This is a genomic window from Pseudomonas taetrolens, assembly GCF_900475285.1.
In the GTDB taxonomy this organism is placed as follows: domain Bacteria; phylum Pseudomonadota; class Gammaproteobacteria; order Pseudomonadales; family Pseudomonadaceae; genus Aquipseudomonas; species Aquipseudomonas taetrolens.
Map to the genome: position 1 here is coordinate 756526 of NZ_LS483370.1, position 18353 is coordinate 774878.

At 57.2% G+C, this 18353-nt stretch carries 20 protein-coding genes; 14 read left to right on the forward strand and 6 right to left on the reverse strand.

The window, feature by feature from the left end; translation table 11 throughout:
- The first annotated feature begins 104 nt into the window (after positions 1–104).
- A complete protein-coding gene (locus tag DQN55_RS03650; RefSeq protein WP_048378252.1) occupies positions 105–422 on the forward strand; it encodes a PA4575 family protein in 318 nt (105 codons plus the stop codon).
- Here DQN55_RS03650 and DQN55_RS03655 read toward each other — a convergent pair.
- A complete protein-coding gene (locus DQN55_RS03655) occupies positions 419–2239 on the reverse strand; it encodes a hypothetical protein (RefSeq protein WP_048378251.1) in 1821 nt (606 codons plus the stop codon). The two genes, DQN55_RS03650 and DQN55_RS03655, sit on opposite strands and share 4 nt — an antisense overlap.
- 141 nt (positions 2240–2380) lie before the next feature.
- On the opposite strand from DQN55_RS03655, the gene DQN55_RS03660 reads away from it, so the two are divergent.
- Positions 2381–2869 (forward strand): TIGR00645 family protein, encoded by a 489-nt coding sequence (locus DQN55_RS03660; RefSeq protein WP_016779412.1) that lies wholly within the window; start codon positions 2381–2383, stop codon positions 2867–2869.
- A gap of 147 nt (positions 2870–3016) precedes the next feature.
- The gene (locus DQN55_RS03665; RefSeq protein ID WP_048378250.1) at positions 3017–3634 is read left to right on the forward strand and encodes an FKBP-type peptidyl-prolyl cis-trans isomerase; all 618 of its coding nucleotides are present in this window, start codon (positions 3017–3019) and stop codon (positions 3632–3634) included.
- A gap of 94 nt (positions 3635–3728) precedes the next feature.
- On the opposite strand, the gene DQN55_RS03670 is transcribed toward DQN55_RS03665, so the two are convergent.
- The 3 genes from DQN55_RS03670 to DQN55_RS03680 all read right to left on the reverse strand — a co-directional run bounded on the left by DQN55_RS03670 (position 3729) and on the right by DQN55_RS03680 (position 5768).
- Entirely contained in the window at positions 3729–4001 is a 273-nt protein-coding gene (locus tag DQN55_RS03670; RefSeq protein WP_048378249.1) for a PA4570 family protein, read from the reverse strand.
- A gap of 216 nt (positions 4002–4217) precedes the next feature.
- Positions 4218–4559 (reverse strand): zinc ribbon domain-containing protein YjdM, encoded by a 342-nt coding sequence (locus tag DQN55_RS03675; protein WP_048378248.1) that lies wholly within the window; start codon positions 4557–4559, stop codon positions 4218–4220.
- A gap of 240 nt (positions 4560–4799) precedes the next feature.
- Positions 4800–5768, reverse strand: coding sequence for a polyprenyl synthetase family protein (locus DQN55_RS03680; RefSeq protein ID WP_048378247.1), 969 nt, complete (start codon positions 5766–5768; stop codon positions 4800–4802).
- A 241-nt stretch (positions 5769–6009) separates the two neighbouring features.
- Here DQN55_RS03680 and rplU point away from each other — a divergent pair, with 241 nt between their 5' ends.
- The 5 genes from rplU (at position 6010) to DQN55_RS03705 (ending at position 9771) form a co-directional block, all read left to right on the forward strand.
- On the forward strand, positions 6010–6321 hold the full coding sequence (gene rplU, locus DQN55_RS03685; RefSeq protein ID WP_048378246.1) for a 50S ribosomal protein L21: 312 nt from the start codon (positions 6010–6012) through the stop codon (positions 6319–6321).
- A 34-nt stretch (positions 6322–6355) separates the two neighbouring features.
- Complete coding sequence (gene rpmA / locus DQN55_RS03690; RefSeq protein ID WP_003443913.1) at positions 6356–6631, forward strand: 50S ribosomal protein L27; 276 nt, start codon at positions 6356–6358, stop codon at positions 6629–6631.
- Positions 6632–6826: 195 nt separating this feature from the next.
- Positions 6827–8053, forward strand: coding sequence for an Obg family GTPase CgtA (gene cgtA, locus DQN55_RS03695; RefSeq protein WP_048378245.1), 1227 nt, complete (start codon positions 6827–6829; stop codon positions 8051–8053).
- A 124-nt stretch (positions 8054–8177) separates the two neighbouring features.
- Entirely contained in the window at positions 8178–9296 is a 1119-nt protein-coding gene (gene proB / locus DQN55_RS03700; RefSeq protein WP_048378460.1) for a glutamate 5-kinase, read from the forward strand.
- A 13-nt stretch (positions 9297–9309) separates the two neighbouring features.
- Complete coding sequence (locus DQN55_RS03705; RefSeq protein WP_048378244.1) at positions 9310–9771, forward strand: CreA family protein; 462 nt, start codon at positions 9310–9312, stop codon at positions 9769–9771.
- A gap of 127 nt (positions 9772–9898) precedes the next feature.
- Here the strand turns inward: DQN55_RS03705 and rpsT are convergent, their stop codons facing one another.
- Positions 9899–10177, reverse strand: coding sequence for a 30S ribosomal protein S20 (gene rpsT, locus DQN55_RS03710; RefSeq protein ID WP_048378243.1), 279 nt, complete (start codon positions 10175–10177; stop codon positions 9899–9901).
- Between the two features lie 250 nt (positions 10178–10427).
- On the opposite strand from rpsT, the gene murJ reads away from it, so the two are divergent.
- The 6 genes from murJ to ispH all read left to right on the forward strand — a co-directional run bounded on the left by murJ (position 10428) and on the right by ispH (position 17813).
- A complete protein-coding gene (gene murJ / locus DQN55_RS03715) occupies positions 10428–11966 on the forward strand; it encodes a murein biosynthesis integral membrane protein MurJ (RefSeq protein WP_048378242.1) in 1539 nt (512 codons plus the stop codon).
- Positions 11967–12083: 117 nt separating this feature from the next.
- The gene (gene ribF, locus DQN55_RS03720) at positions 12084–13034 is read left to right on the forward strand and encodes a bifunctional riboflavin kinase/FAD synthetase (protein WP_048378241.1); all 951 of its coding nucleotides are present in this window, start codon (positions 12084–12086) and stop codon (positions 13032–13034) included.
- Positions 13031–15862 (forward strand): isoleucine--tRNA ligase, encoded by a 2832-nt coding sequence (gene ileS, locus DQN55_RS03725; protein WP_048378240.1) that lies wholly within the window; start codon positions 13031–13033, stop codon positions 15860–15862. Before ribF ends, ileS begins: the two co-directional genes overlap by 4 nt.
- On the forward strand, positions 15855–16370 hold the full coding sequence (lspA, locus tag DQN55_RS03730) for a signal peptidase II (protein ID WP_048378239.1): 516 nt from the start codon (positions 15855–15857) through the stop codon (positions 16368–16370). Before ileS ends, lspA begins: the two co-directional genes overlap by 8 nt.
- A complete protein-coding gene (gene fkpB / locus DQN55_RS03735; protein WP_048378238.1) occupies positions 16363–16800 on the forward strand; it encodes an FKBP-type peptidyl-prolyl cis-trans isomerase in 438 nt (145 codons plus the stop codon). The genes lspA and fkpB overlap by 8 nt, the downstream gene beginning before the upstream one ends.
- Before the next feature lie 65 nt (positions 16801–16865).
- Entirely contained in the window at positions 16866–17813 is a 948-nt protein-coding gene (gene ispH, locus DQN55_RS03740) for a 4-hydroxy-3-methylbut-2-enyl diphosphate reductase (RefSeq protein ID WP_048378237.1), read from the forward strand.
- Here the strand turns inward: ispH and DQN55_RS03745 are convergent.
- Positions 17810–18313: a GspH/FimT family pseudopilin gene (locus DQN55_RS03745; RefSeq protein ID WP_048378236.1), complete on the reverse strand. Its 504-nt coding sequence runs from the start codon at positions 18311–18313 to the stop codon at positions 17810–17812. The two genes, ispH and DQN55_RS03745, sit on opposite strands and share 4 nt — an antisense overlap.
- Between the last annotated feature and the right edge of the window lie 40 nt (positions 18314–18353).

The following is an 18353-nucleotide window of genomic DNA, read 5'->3' on the forward strand; positions in this document are numbered from 1 at the left end:
TTGTCAGAAAACTCTTCTATTCTCAGCTCAAGGACATCCACTGTCGTCACTGGAACGATGCAGCCCGCAGTGTGGCTGAGGACAGGATCTAGAGGGTCGCCGCCATGTCGCGCAACCTTTGTCTTACCCGCCAGTGCCTGGGCCTGGTGACGCGAATTGAATGCAGCATTCGCCCGTTGGCAGGCAACACGGGGATGTGGACGCTGCTTTTCGCAGCAGGACTGGCCGGTGAGCAACCGACTACGATCAAGTCTCAAGGCCCTTTTCCTGGCCCGTTCGTGGCTGAAACCATTCTCGACTCGATTGTTGAAAACCTGACATTGCACGGCTATCAGTTGGCGGACGACCCGCAAATCTGGTGCCTGCATGTGCAGGCCCAGTTGCGGCAGCTCAACAGCGGGCGTTGCCGCGCCTCGCGTTAATCAGCAGGTACCTTGTCCAGCTTGACCTCGAAGCCGTATTGAACAGGCGTCAGGTCAGTGCGTGTGTAGCTTTCAAACTGAGTCGGCTGACCATAAAAGTAATGCACATCGAACAGGGCCGGCCCGTGTGGCTCCGCACTGTGGCTCACGGCGAGGGCTTTCTTCAGGTAGTTGCCGGTGGCGTCTTTTGCATAAAAGCGCCAGGCCTCGGAAGGGAATAATGCCTGGTCAACCACCAGCGCATTGCCTTTGAGCTCAAGGCCCTTGGGTAGATGGGCTACTTCCAGCGTGTGCTTATCAATGGCAGCGATATACATGGGCATCGAGCCGACCGCATACGCCGGTGTTTCCGGGAACAGATTGAGGTCGTAAGTGATCACCCCGGTTTCCGGATCGATATCAAAGGCCTCCGCAGGCAGCTCCAGAGGATCGCTGCGCTTGCCGTTTTCATCTTCGGCGAAGAAGGTGACAGGCGCGATGGATGTTTCAGGCAGTGTTCCGAGCAGCTCGTCATTGAACGTAGCGGGATGGGTGAATTCAAGCGTGGCGGCGCTGGCATCCTCGACTGACTGGATGATCACCACTTGCTGTTTCAGGTGCTCTGGGTCCAGAGCGGCATCTTTCAGGTAGTTGGCGGCCTGATCGTCGTACACCACCACAGGGATCGGCAGCGGCTCAATCTCTTTTCCTGCGATTGTTTTGTCGAGTCGGTGTACGGGCAGCTTAAGCGCCTTGCGGGTGATGTCTGCCCTGGAAAAGTCGAGCACGCTGACGTCGAGCTGTTCGATGGCACCTTTGAAATACACCTTGCTGTACTGCCCCGGATGCTTGCGCTCAAAAGCCTGTTGCTCGTCATCCAGTTGCTGGGCGAAGGAGGCGCTCCATTCGGTCTGCTTGAGCATCCGGGCCAGTTGCTGTTGATAAAACGCAAGTTGTTCGGCGTTCTGGTTGATAGCACCTGCGTGGGACAGGAACTGCCCGGAAGTGTCGCGCGCCTGGATGATCAGAGGGTCAAGCGGCAGATCGCGCACTTGCTCGGCCACTGGGGCGCTGTTGGAGATCTCTACTTCCGCAAAGTTGTTACCCAGTGCGAGCAAGGTCACGCTGATCGTGCCTTCTGTGCGGGTATGGCCCACGTCCTTGGCGGTCAGGTTGAAGTGGACCACGTTAGCCGGTGCCACCACCTCGACGGTACCCTGCAGCATCACGGGCTGAGGTTGCTGGCTGTTCTGGATTTCTATCCCGTCGGTAAAGGGATAGGTGACGGTCAGGTCATCCGGATTGCTCACGTTGGCGCTGGAGGGGCTGAGCTGTATGCCTGGATCGGTTTCAGACCACTCGTTCTGAAAGGTCACTACTTGTTGATTGCTCAGGGTTACGGACTGCCATTCCAGTGTATGGGGGAAGGGGAACTCGGAAGCACCGCTGGAGGAAAACGGGAAGACGGGCTCTAGATCGGTCAGATAATCGGAGCTGTTGTTTCTGCGCAGGATAAACAGGCCGTTGATGTAGGTATCGCTCAGGGTCTGGCTGTCGGGGTAATGCTTGAGCAATGCAAGGTCATCCTCACCGTATTCGGTCTGGATCGGCATGTCTTGCAATTTGAGGCGCGCACGCTCCAGCAATAACAATGAACCACCCAACTCGGCGACGGCATCTTTCAGTTGCGGATCCTGAAGGGTGTCGAGGCTCTTTTCGAAGGCTGCGGTCCTTTCTTCCAGGCTGGCCTGTGAGTGCTTGTCCTCAGGGGAGCAGCCGCTCGTGACGAGCAGAGCCATTGAAATCCCGAGACACACCAAGGGGAGACGCAGATCCATTGTTGAATTTTCCTGTCCGTAAGCGGTGCTGAGAAAGAGGACACTAGCAGAAAAAGTTTTTACCGGCTGTTCCAAGACTTTCTCTATGCAGTTTTCTCACTGATATACTCGCGCCCATTTTTATACGTCCTGTGAGATTCAATGGAACGCTTTATCGAAAACGCAATGTATGCCTCGCGCTGGATTTTGGCGCCCATCTACTTCGGGCTATCGCTGGGCCTGCTGGCGCTGGCGTTGAAGTTCTTTCAGGAAGTGTTTCACGTTATCCCCAACGTGTTTGCATTGACCGAGTCGGACTTGATCCTGGTCATTCTTTCGCTGATCGACATGGCGCTGGTGGGCGGTTTGCTGGTCATGGTGATGATTTCAGGCTACGAGAACTTCGTCTCGCAACTGGACATCGATGAACATAAAGAGAAGCTCAGCTGGTTGGGCACCATGGACTCCACGTCGCTGAAGATGAAAGTGGCGGCGTCGATTGTGGCCATCTCCTCAATCCATCTGCTGCGGGTCTTCATGGATGCACGCAACATCGAGACCGAGTACCTGATGTGGTACGTGATCATTCATATGACTTTTGTGGTGTCCGCGTTTGCGATGGGTTACCTGGACAAGCTGACCAAGCACTGATGCATCTACAGGGCGGCGTGTACACGATCCCGGGCTGCGAAGGCTTTGGGGGCTGTGGTAGTCTGCTCGCCCTTTTTTGGTTCAGGGTGTTCGGGGCTGGCGGTTGAAAGACAGCTTTTCCTGGATACCCCACAGCGGAGCAGTGTTATGTCCGAAGTAAATCTGTCGACCGACGAAACCCGTGTCAGCTACGGCATTGGCCGTCAGCTGGGTGACCAGCTGCGCGACAACCCGCCACCGGGCGTGAGCCTGGATGCAATCCTGGCCGGCCTGACTGACGCTTTCGCAGGTCAGCCGAGCCGTGTAGGTCAGGAAGAGCTGTCTGCCAGCTTCAAAGTGATCCGCGAGATCATGCAAGCTGAAGCAGCTGCCAAAGCAGAAGCTGCTGCAGGTGAAGGCAAGGCTTTTCTGGCTGAAAACGCCAAGAAAGATGGCATCACCACTCTGGCTTCGGGCCTGCAATTTGAAGTGGTTACTGCGGGCGAAGGCGCCAAGCCATCCCGTGAGGACACTGTACGTGTTCACTACCACGGCACCCTGATCGACGGCACTGTCTTTGACAGCTCCTACGATCGTGGCCAGCCTGCCGAATTCCCGGTTGGCGGCGTGATCGCTGGCTGGACCGAAGCCCTGCAACTGATGAATGCCGGCAGCAAATGGCGCATCTACGTGCCGAGCGAACTGGCTTACGGCGCTCAAGGCGTTGGCAGCATTGCTCCGCACAGCGTGCTGGTGTTCGACGTTGAGCTGCTGGACGTTCTGTAAGAACACAGCGCTTTAACGGTGGTCGCGGGTGTACTGGCGATGAGGGCGACACGAAGTCGTCTGCATCGCCAGGCCCGCTTCCCTGATGGGAGCTTCATAGTTCTATTTTGGCGTGATGCTCGTGAGTGTCACTGGTGCCGACGGGGCGCAATGCCCGGGCATAGCAAAACAGAAACAAATTGCGCACCAGCTCCTTGAGCACCAACGGTTCGCTTGAGTTAAGTCCCGAAAAATCCAGATCTCCCTGATCCTGTAGCTCGTTGAGGGCTTCTTCTTCCAGTACTGCGCAGACTTCTCCGGTTTCCCGATGGAGGATTCGCAGATAGGGATGTGGACGGTCCAGCCAGGCATCAATTAAATAAGTCATGGTCGTCATCTCCTTGATGAATATCAATGAGAATAATTCTTATTCAATTAATAGCAAGTGCCTATTGGCAGATTTCCGGTTTTTCCGCTCAAGAGCTGCTGCAGGTCAAGGGGGCTGGCTTTTTGAGATCGCGGAGGCGATTTGGCGGGAGCGTAGCGAGGGAGGCGGGCAGTACAGCACCTTCCTGCGCCGGGCGCAGGAAGGAATGCAGCAGAATCAGACCTTGCGGACGAACTCGGACTTGAGCTTCATCGGGCCGATACCGTCGATTTTGCAGTCGATATCGTGGTCGCCATCACACAGGCGAATGTTTTTGACCTTGGTACCCACTTTGACCACCAGTGAGGTGCCTTTGATTTTCAGGTCCTTGATCACGGTGATGGTGTCGCCGTCGACCAGAACATTGCCTGCAGAGTCTTTGTAGACTTTGACGTCAGTGTCGACTTCAGCGTCGCCGCTGGCGGACCACTCATGGGCGCATTCCGGACAGATCAGCTGAGTGCCGTCTTCGTAGGTGTATTCGGAATTGCATTTTGGGCAGGGTGGCAACGTGCTCACTAAAGCTCCTTAAGGGTCAGGATGGCTAAAGGCGCGTATTGTATAGGGTTTTAGCGGGAAGGGGGGGATTCGCGGTTGTGGCCGACCCGTAGCAGTTGCCGAGGTCCGAGGCTGCGTCCGGCGGCGAAGCCGCCGCAGGGTCAGATATCGCGGTGTATCAGATACACCGCATGCTCAGGGTAGACGACCGCTTCGTGGCCGAACGCAGCCTTCGGCAGCTGCTACAGGTCGTGTGCAAACTCAGTGCGTACGGGCCACTGCAAATTCGCTCAGCTCGACCAGTGCATCGCGGTACTGGCTCGGTGGCAGCGCTTCCAGGCATTCAATTGCACGGGCTACATAATCCCGGGCCAACTGGGCGGTGTAATCCAGGGCGCCGGAAGATTCCACGGCGTCGCGAATGCTTTCGAGGTCTTCAATGCCGCCTTTCTGGATGGCTTTGCGGACCAGGGCTGCTTGTTCCGGCGTGCCTTCGCGCATGGTGTAGATCAGTGGCAGCGTCGGTTTGCCTTCTGCCAGATCGTCACCGACGTTCTTGCCCAGGGTTTCGGCGTCGCCGCGGTAGTCGAGCAGGTCGTCCACCAGCTGGAAAGCCACGCCCAGGTGATCGCCAAAGGTGCGCAAGGCTTCGCTCTGCTGCGCAGTTGCGCCAGCCAGGGCAGCCGCACTGTGGGTCGAAGCCTCGAAAAGCATCGCGGTTTTGCCGCGAATCACTTCCATGTAGGTTTCTTCAGTGGTGCTGGCGTCACGAACCTTGGACAGCTGCAGTACTTCACCTTCAGCAATGATGCGAGTGGCTTGCGACAGGATTTTCATCACTGGCATCGAGCCTAGCTCAACCATCATCTCGAACGAGCGCGAGTACAGGAAGTCGCCGACCAGCACGCTTGGCGCGTTGCCCCACGTGGCGTTAGCGGTTTTACGGCCACGGCGCATGCCCGACATGTCGACCACGTCATCGTGCAGCAGGGTGGCGGTATGCAGGAACTCAATGGTCGCGGCGAGCAGACGCATATCGTCGCCTTCGCGGCCCAGGGCCTTACCACACAGCAACACTAATAAAGGACGAAGACGTTTGCCGCCGGCCGAGGTGATGTAGTCGCCGATTTTTGAGACCAGCGGTACGCGGGAAGTCAGCTGCTTCTTGATGATGCAGTCTACGGCGCTAAAATCGTCCGCCACCGCGTGGTAGAAAGCTTGGGGTTGCATCAGCGACAGGTGCTCCAGAAGGGTTGCGCGGCATGCTAGGTCGGGGGGCTGGGCCTGTCAAGGCGAGATGGACGGCCCCTTGCAACCCTGACTTGCCTTGCGTACAATCGCGCACCCTGAACTTCCTGGGCAGCACCTGCCTTACGCAATTGCACTTGGGCCGTTCCAGCCCCATGCAGCCATGCCAGCCAATACCTTTACCTATAAAGCGCTGGGTGAGCAGGATTATCGGAGAAATACCATGTACGCAGTAATCGTTACCGGTGGTAAGCAGTACAAAGTAGCACCAGGTGAATACCTGAAGATCGAGAAACTGGAAATCGCTACTGGCGAATCCGTTACCTTTGATCGCGTTTTGTTGGTTGGCAATGGCGATGACGTAAACATCGGCGCACCAGTTGTTCCTGGCGCTACCGTAGTGGCTGAAGTGATTTCCCAAGGTCGTCACGACAAGATCCGCATCATCAAGTTCCGTCGTCGTAAGCACCACATGAAGCGTATGGGCCACCGCCAGTGGTACACCGAGATCAAAATCACCGGTATTCAGGCTTAATTTCAGCCTAATTCCTCACTAGGAGAATTGACTCATGGCACACAAAAAAGCTGGTGGTAGTACCCGTAACGGTCGCGACTCAGAAGCCAAACGCCTTGGCGTTAAGATGTATGGCGGCCAGGCTATCATTCCGGGCAACATCATCGTGCGTCAGCGCGGCACCCAATTCCACGCTGGCTACGGCGTTGGTATGGGTAAAGATCACACCCTGTTCGCGAAAGTGGAAGGCGTGATCAAGTTCCAGGTTAAAGGCGCCTTCGGTCGTCGCTATGTAAGCATCGTTCCGAAGACTGCAGTCGTCGCGGCGTAATAGCTTGGTAGCTGGAAGAGCCCTGTCTTGCGACGGGGCTTTTTCGTTTGTGGGGTGAGTCTCTTGCAAAACTGTTTGTATGGGCTGCTGGCGCTGGATTTAACGGTCGTTGATTGAGGTCGCTGCGCTCATTTTTGCAAGAGTCTTATGTCTTAGTGTTTATCGGCTCGTCCTGATGACGAGAGGCGTTTTGTTATGAAGTTTGTTGATGAAGTATCGATCAAGGTAAAAGCTGGCGACGGTGGTAACGGTTGCATGAGTTTCCGTCGCGAGAAGTTCATCGAAAACGGTGGTCCGAACGGTGGTGATGGTGGTGATGGTGGCTCGATCTACATGGTCGCTGACGAAAACCTCAACACCCTGGTTGACTACCGTTACACCCGTCACTTCGACGCCCAGCGTGGCTCGAATGGTGGCAGCGCCGACTGTACGGGGCGCAAGGGTGAGGACATGGTGCTGCGCGTTCCGGTCGGCACGACGGTGATCGATGCGGGTACTCAGGAGATCATTGGTGACCTGACCAAGGCTGGCCAGCGTTTGCTGGTTGTGCATGGCGGCTGGCACGGCCTGGGTAACACGCGTTTCAAGTCCAGTACCAACCGGGCTCCGCGCCAGACCACTCCGGGTAAGCCGGGTGAGCAGCGTGACCTGAAACTGGAGTTGAAAGTACTGGCTGACGTGGGTCTGCTGGGCTTGCCGAATGCGGGCAAAAGCACCTTTATTCGCTCGGTATCTGCAGCCAAGCCAAAAGTGGCGGATTATCCGTTTACCACTCTGGTGCCTAACCTGGGTGTGGTCAGTGTTGATCGCTGGAAAAGCTTTGTGATTGCCGATATCCCGGGCTTGATCGAAGGCGCTTCCGACGGTGCAGGCCTTGGGATTCGCTTCCTCAAGCACTTGGCGCGTACGCGTCTGTTGCTGCACCTCGTGGACATGGCTCCGGTTGAAGGCACTGAAAGTGCTGCAGATACCGCTGAAGTCATTGTTAATGAGCTGACCAAGTTCAGCCCGTCTCTGGCTGAGCGTGATCGCTGGTTGATCCTGAACAAGTGCGATCAGTTGCCTCAGGAAGAGCATGATGCGCGGGTCAAGGAGGTGGTTGATCGCCTTGAGTGGACTGGCCCTGTGTATGTGATTTCGGCCATTGCCAAGATCGGTACAGAGAAGCTGTGTCACGACATCATGCGTTACCTGGAAGACCGTGCTGACCGTCTGGCCAATGATCCGGCTTACAAAGAAGAGCTGGCCGAGCTTGATCAGCGCATCGAGGACGAGGCGCGTGCGCAGTTGCAGGCGCTGGATGACAAGCGTGCCCTGCGTCGCAGTGGCGTGAAGAGCGTCCACGACATCGGTGAAGATGACTGGGACGAAGAAGATGTTGATGATGAAGATGGTCCGGAAATCATTTACGTCCGCGACTGATTCGTTGCAGTAAACTACAGCGCCGCTCACTAGAGCGGCGTTTTAGCATCTACGAAACGGTAATCAAAAATAATTCCATGGGTGGCGCTCGGTCGCGCCGTCCTCAGGCATAGGTTGGATGATGATGCGGAGCAAGGTGACGGGTGCGCGGCGTTGGGTCGTAAAGATCGGTAGCGCATTGCTGACAGCGGATGGTAAAGGCCTGGATCGCGCTGCGATGGGCGTTTGGGTCGAGCAGATGGTGGCCTTGCACGAGGCCGGCGTTGAGCTGGTGCTGGTGTCTTCGGGCGCGGTAGCGGCAGGCATGAGCCGTTTGGGCTGGACGGTACGACCGAGTGCCATGCATGAGCTGCAAGCCGCTGCGGCCATTGGTCAAATGGGGTTGGTGCAGGCCTGGGAGTCGAGCTTTGCCGAGCATTCGCGGCACACCGCGCAAATCTTGCTGACCCATGATGACCTGTCTGATCGCAAGCGTTACCTGAATGCCCGTAGCACCTTGCGTGCGCTGGTGGAGTTGGGCGTGATTCCGGTCATCAATGAAAATGACACGGTGGTCACTGACGAAATCCGTTTCGGTGATAACGATACGCTGGCAGCGCTGGTGGCCAATCTGGTCGAGGCGGATCTGCTGGTGATCCTGACTGACCGCGACGGCATGTTTGATGCTGATCCGCGCAATAACCCTGATGCGAAAATGATCTACGAGGCACGAGCCGACGATCCTGCGCTGGATGCGGTGGCGGGTGGCACCGGGGGTGCGCTAGGGCGTGGCGGCATGCAGACCAAGTTGCGTGCAGCGCGTCTGGCTGCGCGTTCAGGTGCTCATACGATTATTGTCGGTGGGCGCCTGGAGCGCGTACTGGATCGTCTCAAGGCGGGTGAGCGGCTGGGGACTTTGCTGTCTCCCGAGCGTGGCATGCTGGCAGCGCGCAAGCAGTGGCTGGCCGGTCATTTGCAAACCCGTGGCACGCTGGTACTGGACGAGGGGGCTGTCGTTGCTTTGTCCAAGGGCAACAAAAGCTTGTTGCCGGTGGGGGTGAAGGCGGTTCAGGGTGGCTTCCGTCGCGGAGAGATGGTGGTGTGTGTGGCGCCGGACGGTAGGGAGATTGCTCGCGGCCTGGCCAACTACAGTGCCCAGGAAGCGCAAAAAATTATCGGGCAGTCGTCGGATGCGATTGTCGGTCTGTTGGGTTATATGGCGGAGCCTGAGCTGGTTCACCGCGATAATCTGATTCTGGTTTGATATTGAGGTGATCATGCGGTTGATTAAAAGCGTGTTGGGCCTGGTATTGGCAATGCCGTTGCTGGCGTCGGCTGAAGAGATCGGCACGGTGTCGACCGTTTTCAAGTTTGTCGGCCCGAATGACCGCATTGTGGTCGAGGCCTTTGATGATCCGAAGGTGGAAGGGGTGACGTGCTACCTGTCGCGCGCCAAGACCGGCGGCATGAAAGGTGGTCTGGGGCTGGCAGAAGATCGCGCCGAGGCTTCCCTGGCGTGTCGTCAGATCGGTCCGATCAGCTTCAAGGGCGACTTGAAGGATGGTGAAGAGGTGTTCAAGGAGCGTACGTCGCTGGTGTTCAAAACCATGCAAGTGGTGCGCTTCCTGGACAAAAAGCGCAATACGCTGGTGTATCTGGTGTACAGCGATCGCTTGATCGAGGGCAGCCCGCAGAATGCGGTGACGGCAATCCCGATCTTGCCGTGGCCGAAACAGTAGCGGTTGATCAAAAAAAGCTGCGACAGGTCATTGGGTCGCAGCTTTTTTTTGTCTGGCCGTCGGCGATTGCTGAATGGCGGGCATTAAAAAGCCGACCCTGAGGTCGGCTTTTTAAAAAGCTTAACGCTTAAGCGGCAGTCGCAAGGTTCAACGCCTTGACGTGGCCATTCAGACGGCTCTTATGGTGAGCAGCTTTGTTCTTGTGGATGATGCCTTTATCGGCCATACGGTCGATAACAGGTACAGCCAGAACAAAAGCAGCTTGCGCTTTAGCAGCGTCTTTTGCGTCGATGGCTTTAACTACATTCTTGATGTAGGTGCGAACCATGGAACGCAGGCTGGCGTTGTGGCTGCGACGCTTCTCAGCCTGTTTTGCACGTTTTTTGGCGGAAGGTGTGTTGGCCACCGTCGAGCTCCTCGAAAGACTTTGGGAAATAGCAAACAAAATAGGCCGCGAATCATGCCGATGACGGGATCTCTTGTCAAGGGCGTTTGATACGATCCGCTGAGTGGTTGATCGAGGTAGACGGGAGATTTATTTCCGGCGCTTGACCTGTAAACTCGCGAGCTTGGCTCTGTGCTGTTGCGGCGCGCAGTATCGCATAAGTGGGCGCTTTGTTCGCCTGCTCTTTCTCTTATAGGCAAAAACTCTTTCAATGAATTTGCTCAAGTCGTTGGCTGCCGTCAGCTCAATCACCATGATATCCAGGGTCCTGGGCTTCGTTCGAGATACCATTATCGCCCGTGCCTTTGGTGCGGGAATGGCCACGGATGCGTTCTTTATTGCCTTTAAACTGCCCAACCTGTTGCGCAGGATCTTTGCCGAGGGTGCTTTTTCGCAGGCATTCGTACCGATTCTTGCCGAGTACAAAAACCAGCAGGGTGAAGAGGCGACACGCACATTTGTGTCTTACGTAGCCGGTTTGCTGACGCTGGTGCTTGCCATTGTGACCGCGCTGGGCATGGTCGCCGCGCCGTGGGTCATATGGGCCACGGCGCCAGGATTTGCTTCGACTCCCGAGAAATTCCAGCTGACCAGCGACATGTTGAGGGTAACGTTCCCTTATATATTGCTGATCTCGCTGTCTTCTCTGGCAGGGGCGATTCTCAATACCTGGAACCGTTTTGCGGTCCCGGCCTTTGTGCCGACCCTGCTTAACGTCAGCATGATTATTTTTGCGTTGTTCCTGACACCCTATTTTGACCCGCCGGTAATGGCGTTGGGGTGGGCGGTGCTGGCCGGCGGGCTGGCCCAGCTGTTGTTCCAGCTGCCGCACTTGAAAAAAATCGGCATGCTGGTGCTGCCGCGCCTCAATTTGCGTGACACCGGTGTCTGGCGGGTCATGAAACTGATGTTGCCGGCCATTCTGGGGGTTTCCGTCAGCCAGATTTCGCTGATCATCAACACGATCTTCGCTTCATTTCTGGTGGCCGGTTCGGTGTCCTGGATGTATTACGCTGATCGCCTGATGGAATTACCGTCCGGGGTGCTGGGTGTTGCGCTGGGGACGATTCTGTTGCCCGTCCTGTCCAAGACCTATGCCAGCAAAGATCGTCACGAGTATTCGCGGATCCTCGACTGGGGGCTGCGCCTGTGCTTTGCGCTGGCACTGCCGTGTGCGCTGGCACTGGCGATCCTTTCCGAGCCATTAACGGTTTCGTTGTTTCAGTACGGCCAGTTCAGCGCACTGGATGCGGCCATGACCCAGCGTGCACTGATTGCCTACTCCGTCGGGTTGCTCGGGATCATCCTGATCAAGGTGCTGGCGCCAGGGTTTTATGCTCAGCAGAATATTCGCACTCCGGTAAAAATCGCGGTGTTCACGCTGGTCGTGACTCAACTGCTGAACCTGGTGTTCATTGTGCCGTTGCAACATGCCGGCCTGGCCTTGGCCATTAGCGTGGGGGCGTGCATCAACGCGGGCCTGCTGTTTTGGCAGTTGCGCAAACAAAAACTGTTTGTCGCCCAGCCGGGTTGGGCCAAGTACCTGTTCAAGCTGGTGCTGGCGGTGTCGGTCATGTCTGCGGTTCTGCTGGGATTGATGCAGTTGATGCCGGCGTGGGATCAAGGCCATATGCTGGAACGCTTCATTCGCCTGGGCGGATTGGTGGTTGCCGGAGTGCTGGCTTATTTCGGAATGTTGTTGCTGCTGGGCTTGCGTTTGAAGGACTTTGCCCGCAAGTCTCTGATGTAGGGTGATCACCGGTCAGACGTCTGTTTTGTCGCATTGACTGATTTGCCTTGCTCTGTTGCCTGTCGTACAGGGCCGGGTGTGGTTATAATCGACCACTTTATGAGCAAGAAGCGCGTTATGCAGCTGGTTCGAGGCCTTCACAATCTGCGGCCCCAACATCGGGGCTGTGTCGCCACTATTGGCAACTTTGACGGTGTACACCGTGGCCACCAGGCTATTCTGGAGCGGCTGCGCGAGCGTGCACTGGAGTTGGGCGTGCCCAGCTGCGTGGTGATATTTGAGCCGCAGCCGCGCGAGTTTTTTGCCCCGGAACTTGCTCCGGCACGTCTGGCCCGGTTGCGCGACAAGTTGCAGCTGTTGGCAGATGCCGGGGTTGATCGTGTTCTGTGCCTGGCGTTCAATCAACGCTTGTGCAAGCTCAGCGCCGCCGAGTTTGTCGATACCATTCTGGTCGATGGGCTGGGGGTACAGCACCTGGAGGTCGGCGACGACTTCCGTTTCGGCTGTGATCGGGTCGGTGATTTTGATTTCCTGCAACAAGCAGGCGTCATGCGCAACTTCACCGTCGAAGCGGCGCAAACCGTTGAGCTTGACGGTGTGCGAATCAGCAGCACCAAGGTGCGCGATGCCTTGGCCAGCGGTGATTTCTCCCTGGCAGAGCGTTTGCTGGGGCGCCCGTTTCAAATCGCTGGCAGGGTATTGCACGGTCAGAAACTGGCGCGCCAATTGGGTACGCCAACCGCCAATATTCAGTTAAAGCGTCGGCGGGTTCCGTTGACCGGGGTTTATCTGGTGAGCGTTGAAATCGACGGGAAAACCTGGCCTGGCGTCGCCAATATCGGCGTCAGACCTACCGTTTCAGGAGATGGCAGCGCCCATCTTGAAGTACATGTACTGGATTTCGCCGGCGACTTGTATGGCCGGCGTTTGACTGTGGCATTCCACCACAAGCTGCGTGATGAGCAGCGTTTCGCCTCCCTGGAGGCGCTCAAGACGGCGATCAATGCGGACGTCGCCGCCGCCCGAGCCTATTGGCTGGGTCAACCGCTTAAAAAGAGCCTGAAATGACCGACTACAAAGCCACGCTAAACCTTCCGGACACAGCCTTCCCAATGAAGGCCGGCCTGCCACAGCGCGAACCGCAAATTTTGCAGCGCTGGGACAGCATTGGCCTGTACGGGAAGTTGCGCGAAATTGGCAAGGATCGTCCGAAGTTCGTACTTCACGACGGTCCTCCGTATGCCAACGGCACGATTCACATCGGTCATGCGCTGAACAAGATTCTGAAGGACATGATCATCCGTTCGAAAACCCTTTCGGGTTTCGACGCGCCGTATGTGCCGGGCTGGGACTGCCATGGCTTGCCGATCGAGCACAAGGTCGAAGTGACTCACGGCAAAAACCTGAGCGCGGATAAAACCCGCGAGCTGTGTCGCGCCTATGCGACCGAACAGATCGAAGGGCAGAAGTCCGAGTTCATCCGTTTGGGCGTGCTGGGTGATTTCGCCAACCCGTACAAGACCATGGACTTCAAGAACGAAGCCGGTGAAATCCGTGCGTTGGCCGAAATCGTCAAGGGCGGTTTCGTCTTTAAAGGCCTGAAGCCTGTGAACTGGTGTTTTGACTGCGGTTCGGCTTTGGCTGAAGCGGAAGTCGAGTACCAGGACAAAAAGTCCGCCGCCATCGACGTTGCGTTCCCGGTTGCCGATGAAGCAAAACTGGCCGGGGCCTTTGGCCTGGCAGCTTTGAGCAAGCCGGCTTCGATCGTGATCTGGACCACCACACCGTGGACCATCCCGGCGAACCAGGCGCTTAACGTGCATCCGGAATTCACCTACGCGCTGGTCGACGTAGGCGACAAGCTGCTGGTGCTGGCCGAAGAGCTGGTTGAGTCGTCTCTGGCGCGCTACAACCTGCAAGGCTCGGTCATCGCCACCACCACGGGCGCTGCCCTGGAGCTGATCAACTTCCGCCACCCGTTCTACGACCGTCTGTCGCCGGTTTACCTGGCCGAGTACGTTGAACTGGGCGCAGGTACTGGCGTGGTTCACTCCGCCCCGGCCTACGGAGTGGACGACTTCGTGACCTGCAAAGCCTATGGCATGGTCAACGATGACATCATCAACCCGGTGCAGAGCAACGGGGTGTACGTACCGTCGCTGGAGTTCTTTGGCGGCCAGTTCATCTGGAAGGCCAACCAGAACATCATCGACAAGCTGATCGAAGTCGGCTCGCTGATGTTCACTGAAACCATCAGCCACAGCTACATGCACTGCTGGCGCCACAAGACCCCGCTGATCTATCGCGCTACCGCGCAATGGTTCATCGGCATGGACAAAGAGCCGACGGCTGGCGATACCTTGCGCACCCGTGCAATCAAGGCCATCGAAGACACGCAGTTCGTTCCGGCCTGGGGCCAGGCTCGCCTGCACTCGATGATCGCCAACCGTCCTGATTGGTGCATCTCGCGTCAACGCAACTGGGGTGTGCCTATCCCGTTTTTCCTGAACAAGGAAAGCGGCGAGCTGCACCCGCGTACCGTCGAAATGATGGAGCAAGTCGCACAGCGTGTTGAAGTCGAAGGCATCGAAGCCTGGTTCAAGATGGACGCTGCCGAATTGCTGGGCGACGAAGCACCGCTGTACGACAAAATCAGCGATACCCTGGACGTCTGGTTCGATTCGGGCACCACACATTGGCATGTCCTGCGCGGTTCACACCCGATGGGTCACGAGACGGGCCCGCGTGCCGATCTGTACCTGGAAGGCTCGGATCAGCACCGTGGCTGGTTCCACTCGTCGCTGCTGACCGGTTGCGCCATCGACAACCATGCGCCGTATCGCGAACTGCTGACTCACGGCTTTACCGTGGACGAAGCCGGTCGCAAGATGTCCAAGTCGTTGGGTAACGTGATTGCACCGCAAAAGGTCAATGACACTCTGGGCGCTGACATCATGCGCCTATGGGTTGCCTCGACCGACTACTCGGGTGAGATCGCGGTTTCCGATCAGATCCTGCAGCGCAGTGCCGACGCTTACCGGCGTATCCGCAACACCGCGCGCTTCCTGCTTTCGAACTTGACCGGCTTCAACCCGGCCACTGACCTCCTGCCTGCAGAAGAAATGCTCGCGCTGGATCGTTGGGCAGTGGATCGTGCACTGTTGCTGCAGCGCGAGCTCGAGCTGCATTACGGTGAATACCGTTTCTGGAACGTGTACTCCAAAGTGCATAACTTCTGCGTGCAGGAGCTGGGCGGCTTCTACCTCGATATCATCAAGGATCGCCAGTACACCACGGGTGCCAACAGCAAGGCCCGTCGTTCGTGCCAGACTGCACTGTTCCATATCTCTGAAGCGTTGGTACGCTGGATCGCACCGATCCTGTCGTTCACTGCCGACGAACTGTGGCAATACCTGCCGGGCGAGCGCAACGAATCGGTCATGCTCAACACCTGGTACGAAGGTCTGACTGAAATGCCGGAAGGCACTGAGATGGGCCGCGCTTACTGGGAGCGGATCATGGCGGTCAAGGTCGCGGTCAACAAAGAGATGGAAAACCTGCGCGCGGCCAAAGCCATCGGCGGCAACCTGCAGGCTGAAGTCACCCTGTTCGCTGAAGATGAACTGGCTGCCGATCTGTCCAGGCTCAGCAATGAACTGCGCTTCGTTCTGATCACGTCCACCGCCAGCGTTGCGTCGTTTGTCCAAGCGCCAGCGGATGCCGTGGTCACCGACGTGCCGGGTCTCAAACTCAAGGTCGTCAAGTCGGCCCATGCCAAGTGCGCACGCTGCTGGCATTGCCGTGAAGACGTCGGGGTGAACCCGGAGCATCCGGAAATCTGCGGTCGTTGCGTCGACAACATCAGTGGCGCCGGCGAGGTACGTCACTATGCCTAACACCAGCACTGCCGGGCGCTTCGGGCGCCTGGGCTGGCTTTGGTTAACGTTGCTGGTCCTGGTCATTGACCAGGTCAGCAAGACCTACTTCGACAGCGCCCTGACGATGTACCAGCGAATTGAGGTTATTCCTGATTTCTTTAGCTGGACCCTGGCCTACAACACTGGCGCAGCCTTCAGCTTTCTGGCTGACAGCGCTGGCTGGCAGCGCTGGCTATTTGCGCTGATCGCGGTAGTCGTCAGTACGGTCCTGTTGGTCTGGCTCAAGCGTCTTGGACGTAACGACACCTGGTTGGCCATTGCGCTGGCGCTGATTCTGGGTGGCGCGCTGGGTAACCTGTATGACCGTATTGCCTACGGTCATGTGATCGATTTCATTCTGGTGCACTGGGAACATCGGCTATTTCCTGCATTCAATGTCGCCGACAGTGCGATTTGTGTAGGGGCCGTGATGCTGGCGTTGGATATGTTCAAAAGTAAAAAGTCCGGAGAAACCGCTCATGACTGAGCAACGCATTGGCCAGAACACGGAAGTCACTCTGCATTTCGCATTGCGCCTGGAGAATGGCGACACCGTCGACAGCACGTTCGACAAATCCCCGGCCACCTTCAAGGTGGGAGATGGCAGCCTGTTGCCAGGTTTTGAAGCCGCTCTGTTCGGCTTCAAGGCAGGTGACAAGCGTACTCTGGAGATCCTTCCGGAAAACGCCTTTGGCCAGCCGAACCCGCAAAACGTACAGGTTATTCCGCGCTCGCAGTTCAAGGACATGGAGCTGTCTGAAGGCTTGCTGGTAATTTTCAATGACGCCGCGAACACCGAGCTTCCGGGTGTGGTCAAAGTCTTTGATGATGAGCAAGTGACGATCGACTTCAACCATCCGTTGGCAGGCAAGACCCTGACCTTCGAAGTTGAAATCAAAGACGTCAAGGCGCTGTAATTCAGTGCCCGGCCATCGCCGGGCCTGATTGGCATTATTTTTCTGCGCGTCCCACGAGGCCCAGCATGCACATCAAACTCGCCAACCCCCGTGGCTTCTGCGCCGGGGTGGACCGAGCGATTGAAATCGTCAATCGCGCTCTGGAAGTCTTCGGTCCGCCTATCTATGTCCGCCACGAAGTGGTGCACAACAAATTTGTCGTTGAAGACCTGCGCTCCCGTGGCGCGATCTTTGTCGAAGAGCTGGATCAGGTGCCGGATGACGTCATCGTGATATTCAGTGCCCATGGCGTTTCTCAGGCCGTGCGTACCGAAGCTGCCGGCCGTGGCCTGAAAGTATTCGATGCGACCTGCCCGTTAGTGACCAAGGTGCATATCGAAGTCGCCCGTTATAGCCGCGACGGCCGCGAATGCATCCTGATCGGCCATGCCGGTCACCCGGAAGTTGAAGGCACCATGGGCCAGTACGACGGCAGCAATGGCGGCGCGATCTATCTGGTCGAAGATGAAAAAGGCGTTGCCAGCCTGAATGTAATGAACCCGGAGAAGCTGGCGTTTGTTACTCAGACGACCTTGTCGATGGATGACACCAGCCGTGTGATTGATGCTCTGCGCGCACGTTTCCCTTCGATTGGCGGCCCGCGCAAGGATGACATCTGCTATGCCACGCAGAACCGTCAGGATGCGGTGAAGCAATTGGCCAGTGAATGTGATGTGGTGCTGGTGGTGGGTAGCCCCAACAGCTCGAACTCCAATCGCCTGCGTGAGCTGGCTGAGCGCATGGCCACTCCGGCTTACCTGATCGACGGCGCTGAAGACCTGCAAAAAAGCTGGTTTGACGGTGTAGGGCTTATCGGTATTACTGCAGGTGCTTCAGCGCCTGAAGTGCTGGTGCGTGGGGTGATTCAGCAGTTGCATGCCTGGGGGGCCACCGGTGCCGATGAGTTGGCCGGCCGCGAAGAGAACATAACGTTCTCGATGCCCAAGGAGCTGCGCGTTCGCTCCCTGCTTTAAGACGCACACAATGCCTGCGCTGCCTGATCGCTGCGCAGGCTGATACGCCCGCTTTTGGCGAGTACCACCTGGTGGTGGCTTGTGCCAGTACTGGCTTGGCAAACATGCAGCGTTCCGGCCTGGAACGCACCTGCATTCAACTGAGGCTCCCCCAGCGGGCTGAATCGCACGTAGTGTTTTACCGGCGTATTGCCCGCAACCGGTATGTGTCCGTCACCCTGGATTTCGGTGAGCACCGGGTTGCTTTTGTCGAGATGCCCTTGGCCGCTCAGGTCCAGAATCACCCTCCAGCCGCGGCTCCAGTCTTCCTCAAGCGCATGAATGATTACGTAATGCTGGCGTAGCAGGGCTTCAGTGCGCGCGTTGCGCAGGCTGCTGGCCAATTGTTCGGCAGTTACCTGGCGTCGCTGTTGCTCGACCAAAGCGCTGTAGGCCGGGCTGGCAAAGCGGGCTGTCAGCGCCACGATGATCAAGGCGAACAGCAACTGAATCATGCCCATGCCTCGTTGATACACACTGTCCTCCCTGGACGCCTGTCGG

What these genes read in the sequence shown, in the direction of transcription:
- DQN55_RS03650 (WP_048378252.1), top strand. Translation starts at nt 105, where the DNA reads ATGTCGCGCAACCTTTGTCTTACCCGCCAGTGCCTGGGCCTGGTGACG.
- DQN55_RS03655 (WP_048378251.1), bottom strand. Translation starts at nt 2,239, where the DNA reads ATGGATCTGCGTCTCCCCTTGGTGTGTCTCGGGATTTCAATGGCTCTG.
- DQN55_RS03660 (WP_016779412.1), top strand. Translation starts at nt 2,381, where the DNA reads ATGGAACGCTTTATCGAAAACGCAATGTATGCCTCGCGCTGGATTTTG.
- DQN55_RS03665 (WP_048378250.1), top strand. Translation starts at nt 3,017, where the DNA reads ATGTCCGAAGTAAATCTGTCGACCGACGAAACCCGTGTCAGCTACGGC.
- DQN55_RS03670 (WP_048378249.1), bottom strand. Translation starts at nt 4,001, where the DNA reads ATGACTTATTTAATTGATGCCTGGCTGGACCGTCCACATCCCTATCTG.
- DQN55_RS03680 (WP_048378247.1), bottom strand. Translation starts at nt 5,768, where the DNA reads ATGCAACCCCAAGCTTTCTACCACGCGGTGGCGGACGATTTTAGCGCC.
- rplU (WP_048378246.1), top strand. Translation starts at nt 6,010, where the DNA reads ATGTACGCAGTAATCGTTACCGGTGGTAAGCAGTACAAAGTAGCACCA.
- rpmA (WP_003443913.1), top strand. Translation starts at nt 6,356, where the DNA reads ATGGCACACAAAAAAGCTGGTGGTAGTACCCGTAACGGTCGCGACTCA.
- cgtA (WP_048378245.1), top strand. Translation starts at nt 6,827, where the DNA reads ATGAAGTTTGTTGATGAAGTATCGATCAAGGTAAAAGCTGGCGACGGT.
- proB (WP_048378460.1), top strand. Translation starts at nt 8,178, where the DNA reads ATGCGGAGCAAGGTGACGGGTGCGCGGCGTTGGGTCGTAAAGATCGGT.
- DQN55_RS03705 (WP_048378244.1), top strand. Translation starts at nt 9,310, where the DNA reads ATGCGGTTGATTAAAAGCGTGTTGGGCCTGGTATTGGCAATGCCGTTG.
- murJ (WP_048378242.1), top strand. Translation starts at nt 10,428, where the DNA reads ATGAATTTGCTCAAGTCGTTGGCTGCCGTCAGCTCAATCACCATGATA.
- ribF (WP_048378241.1), top strand. Translation starts at nt 12,084, where the DNA reads ATGCAGCTGGTTCGAGGCCTTCACAATCTGCGGCCCCAACATCGGGGC.
- ileS (WP_048378240.1), top strand. Translation starts at nt 13,031, where the DNA reads ATGACCGACTACAAAGCCACGCTAAACCTTCCGGACACAGCCTTCCCA.
- lspA (WP_048378239.1), top strand. Translation starts at nt 15,855, where the DNA reads ATGCCTAACACCAGCACTGCCGGGCGCTTCGGGCGCCTGGGCTGGCTT.
- fkpB (WP_048378238.1), top strand. Translation starts at nt 16,363, where the DNA reads ATGACTGAGCAACGCATTGGCCAGAACACGGAAGTCACTCTGCATTTC.
- ispH (WP_048378237.1), top strand. Translation starts at nt 16,866, where the DNA reads ATGCACATCAAACTCGCCAACCCCCGTGGCTTCTGCGCCGGGGTGGAC.
- DQN55_RS03745 (WP_048378236.1), bottom strand. Translation starts at nt 18,313, where the DNA reads ATGGGCATGATTCAGTTGCTGTTCGCCTTGATCATCGTGGCGCTGACA.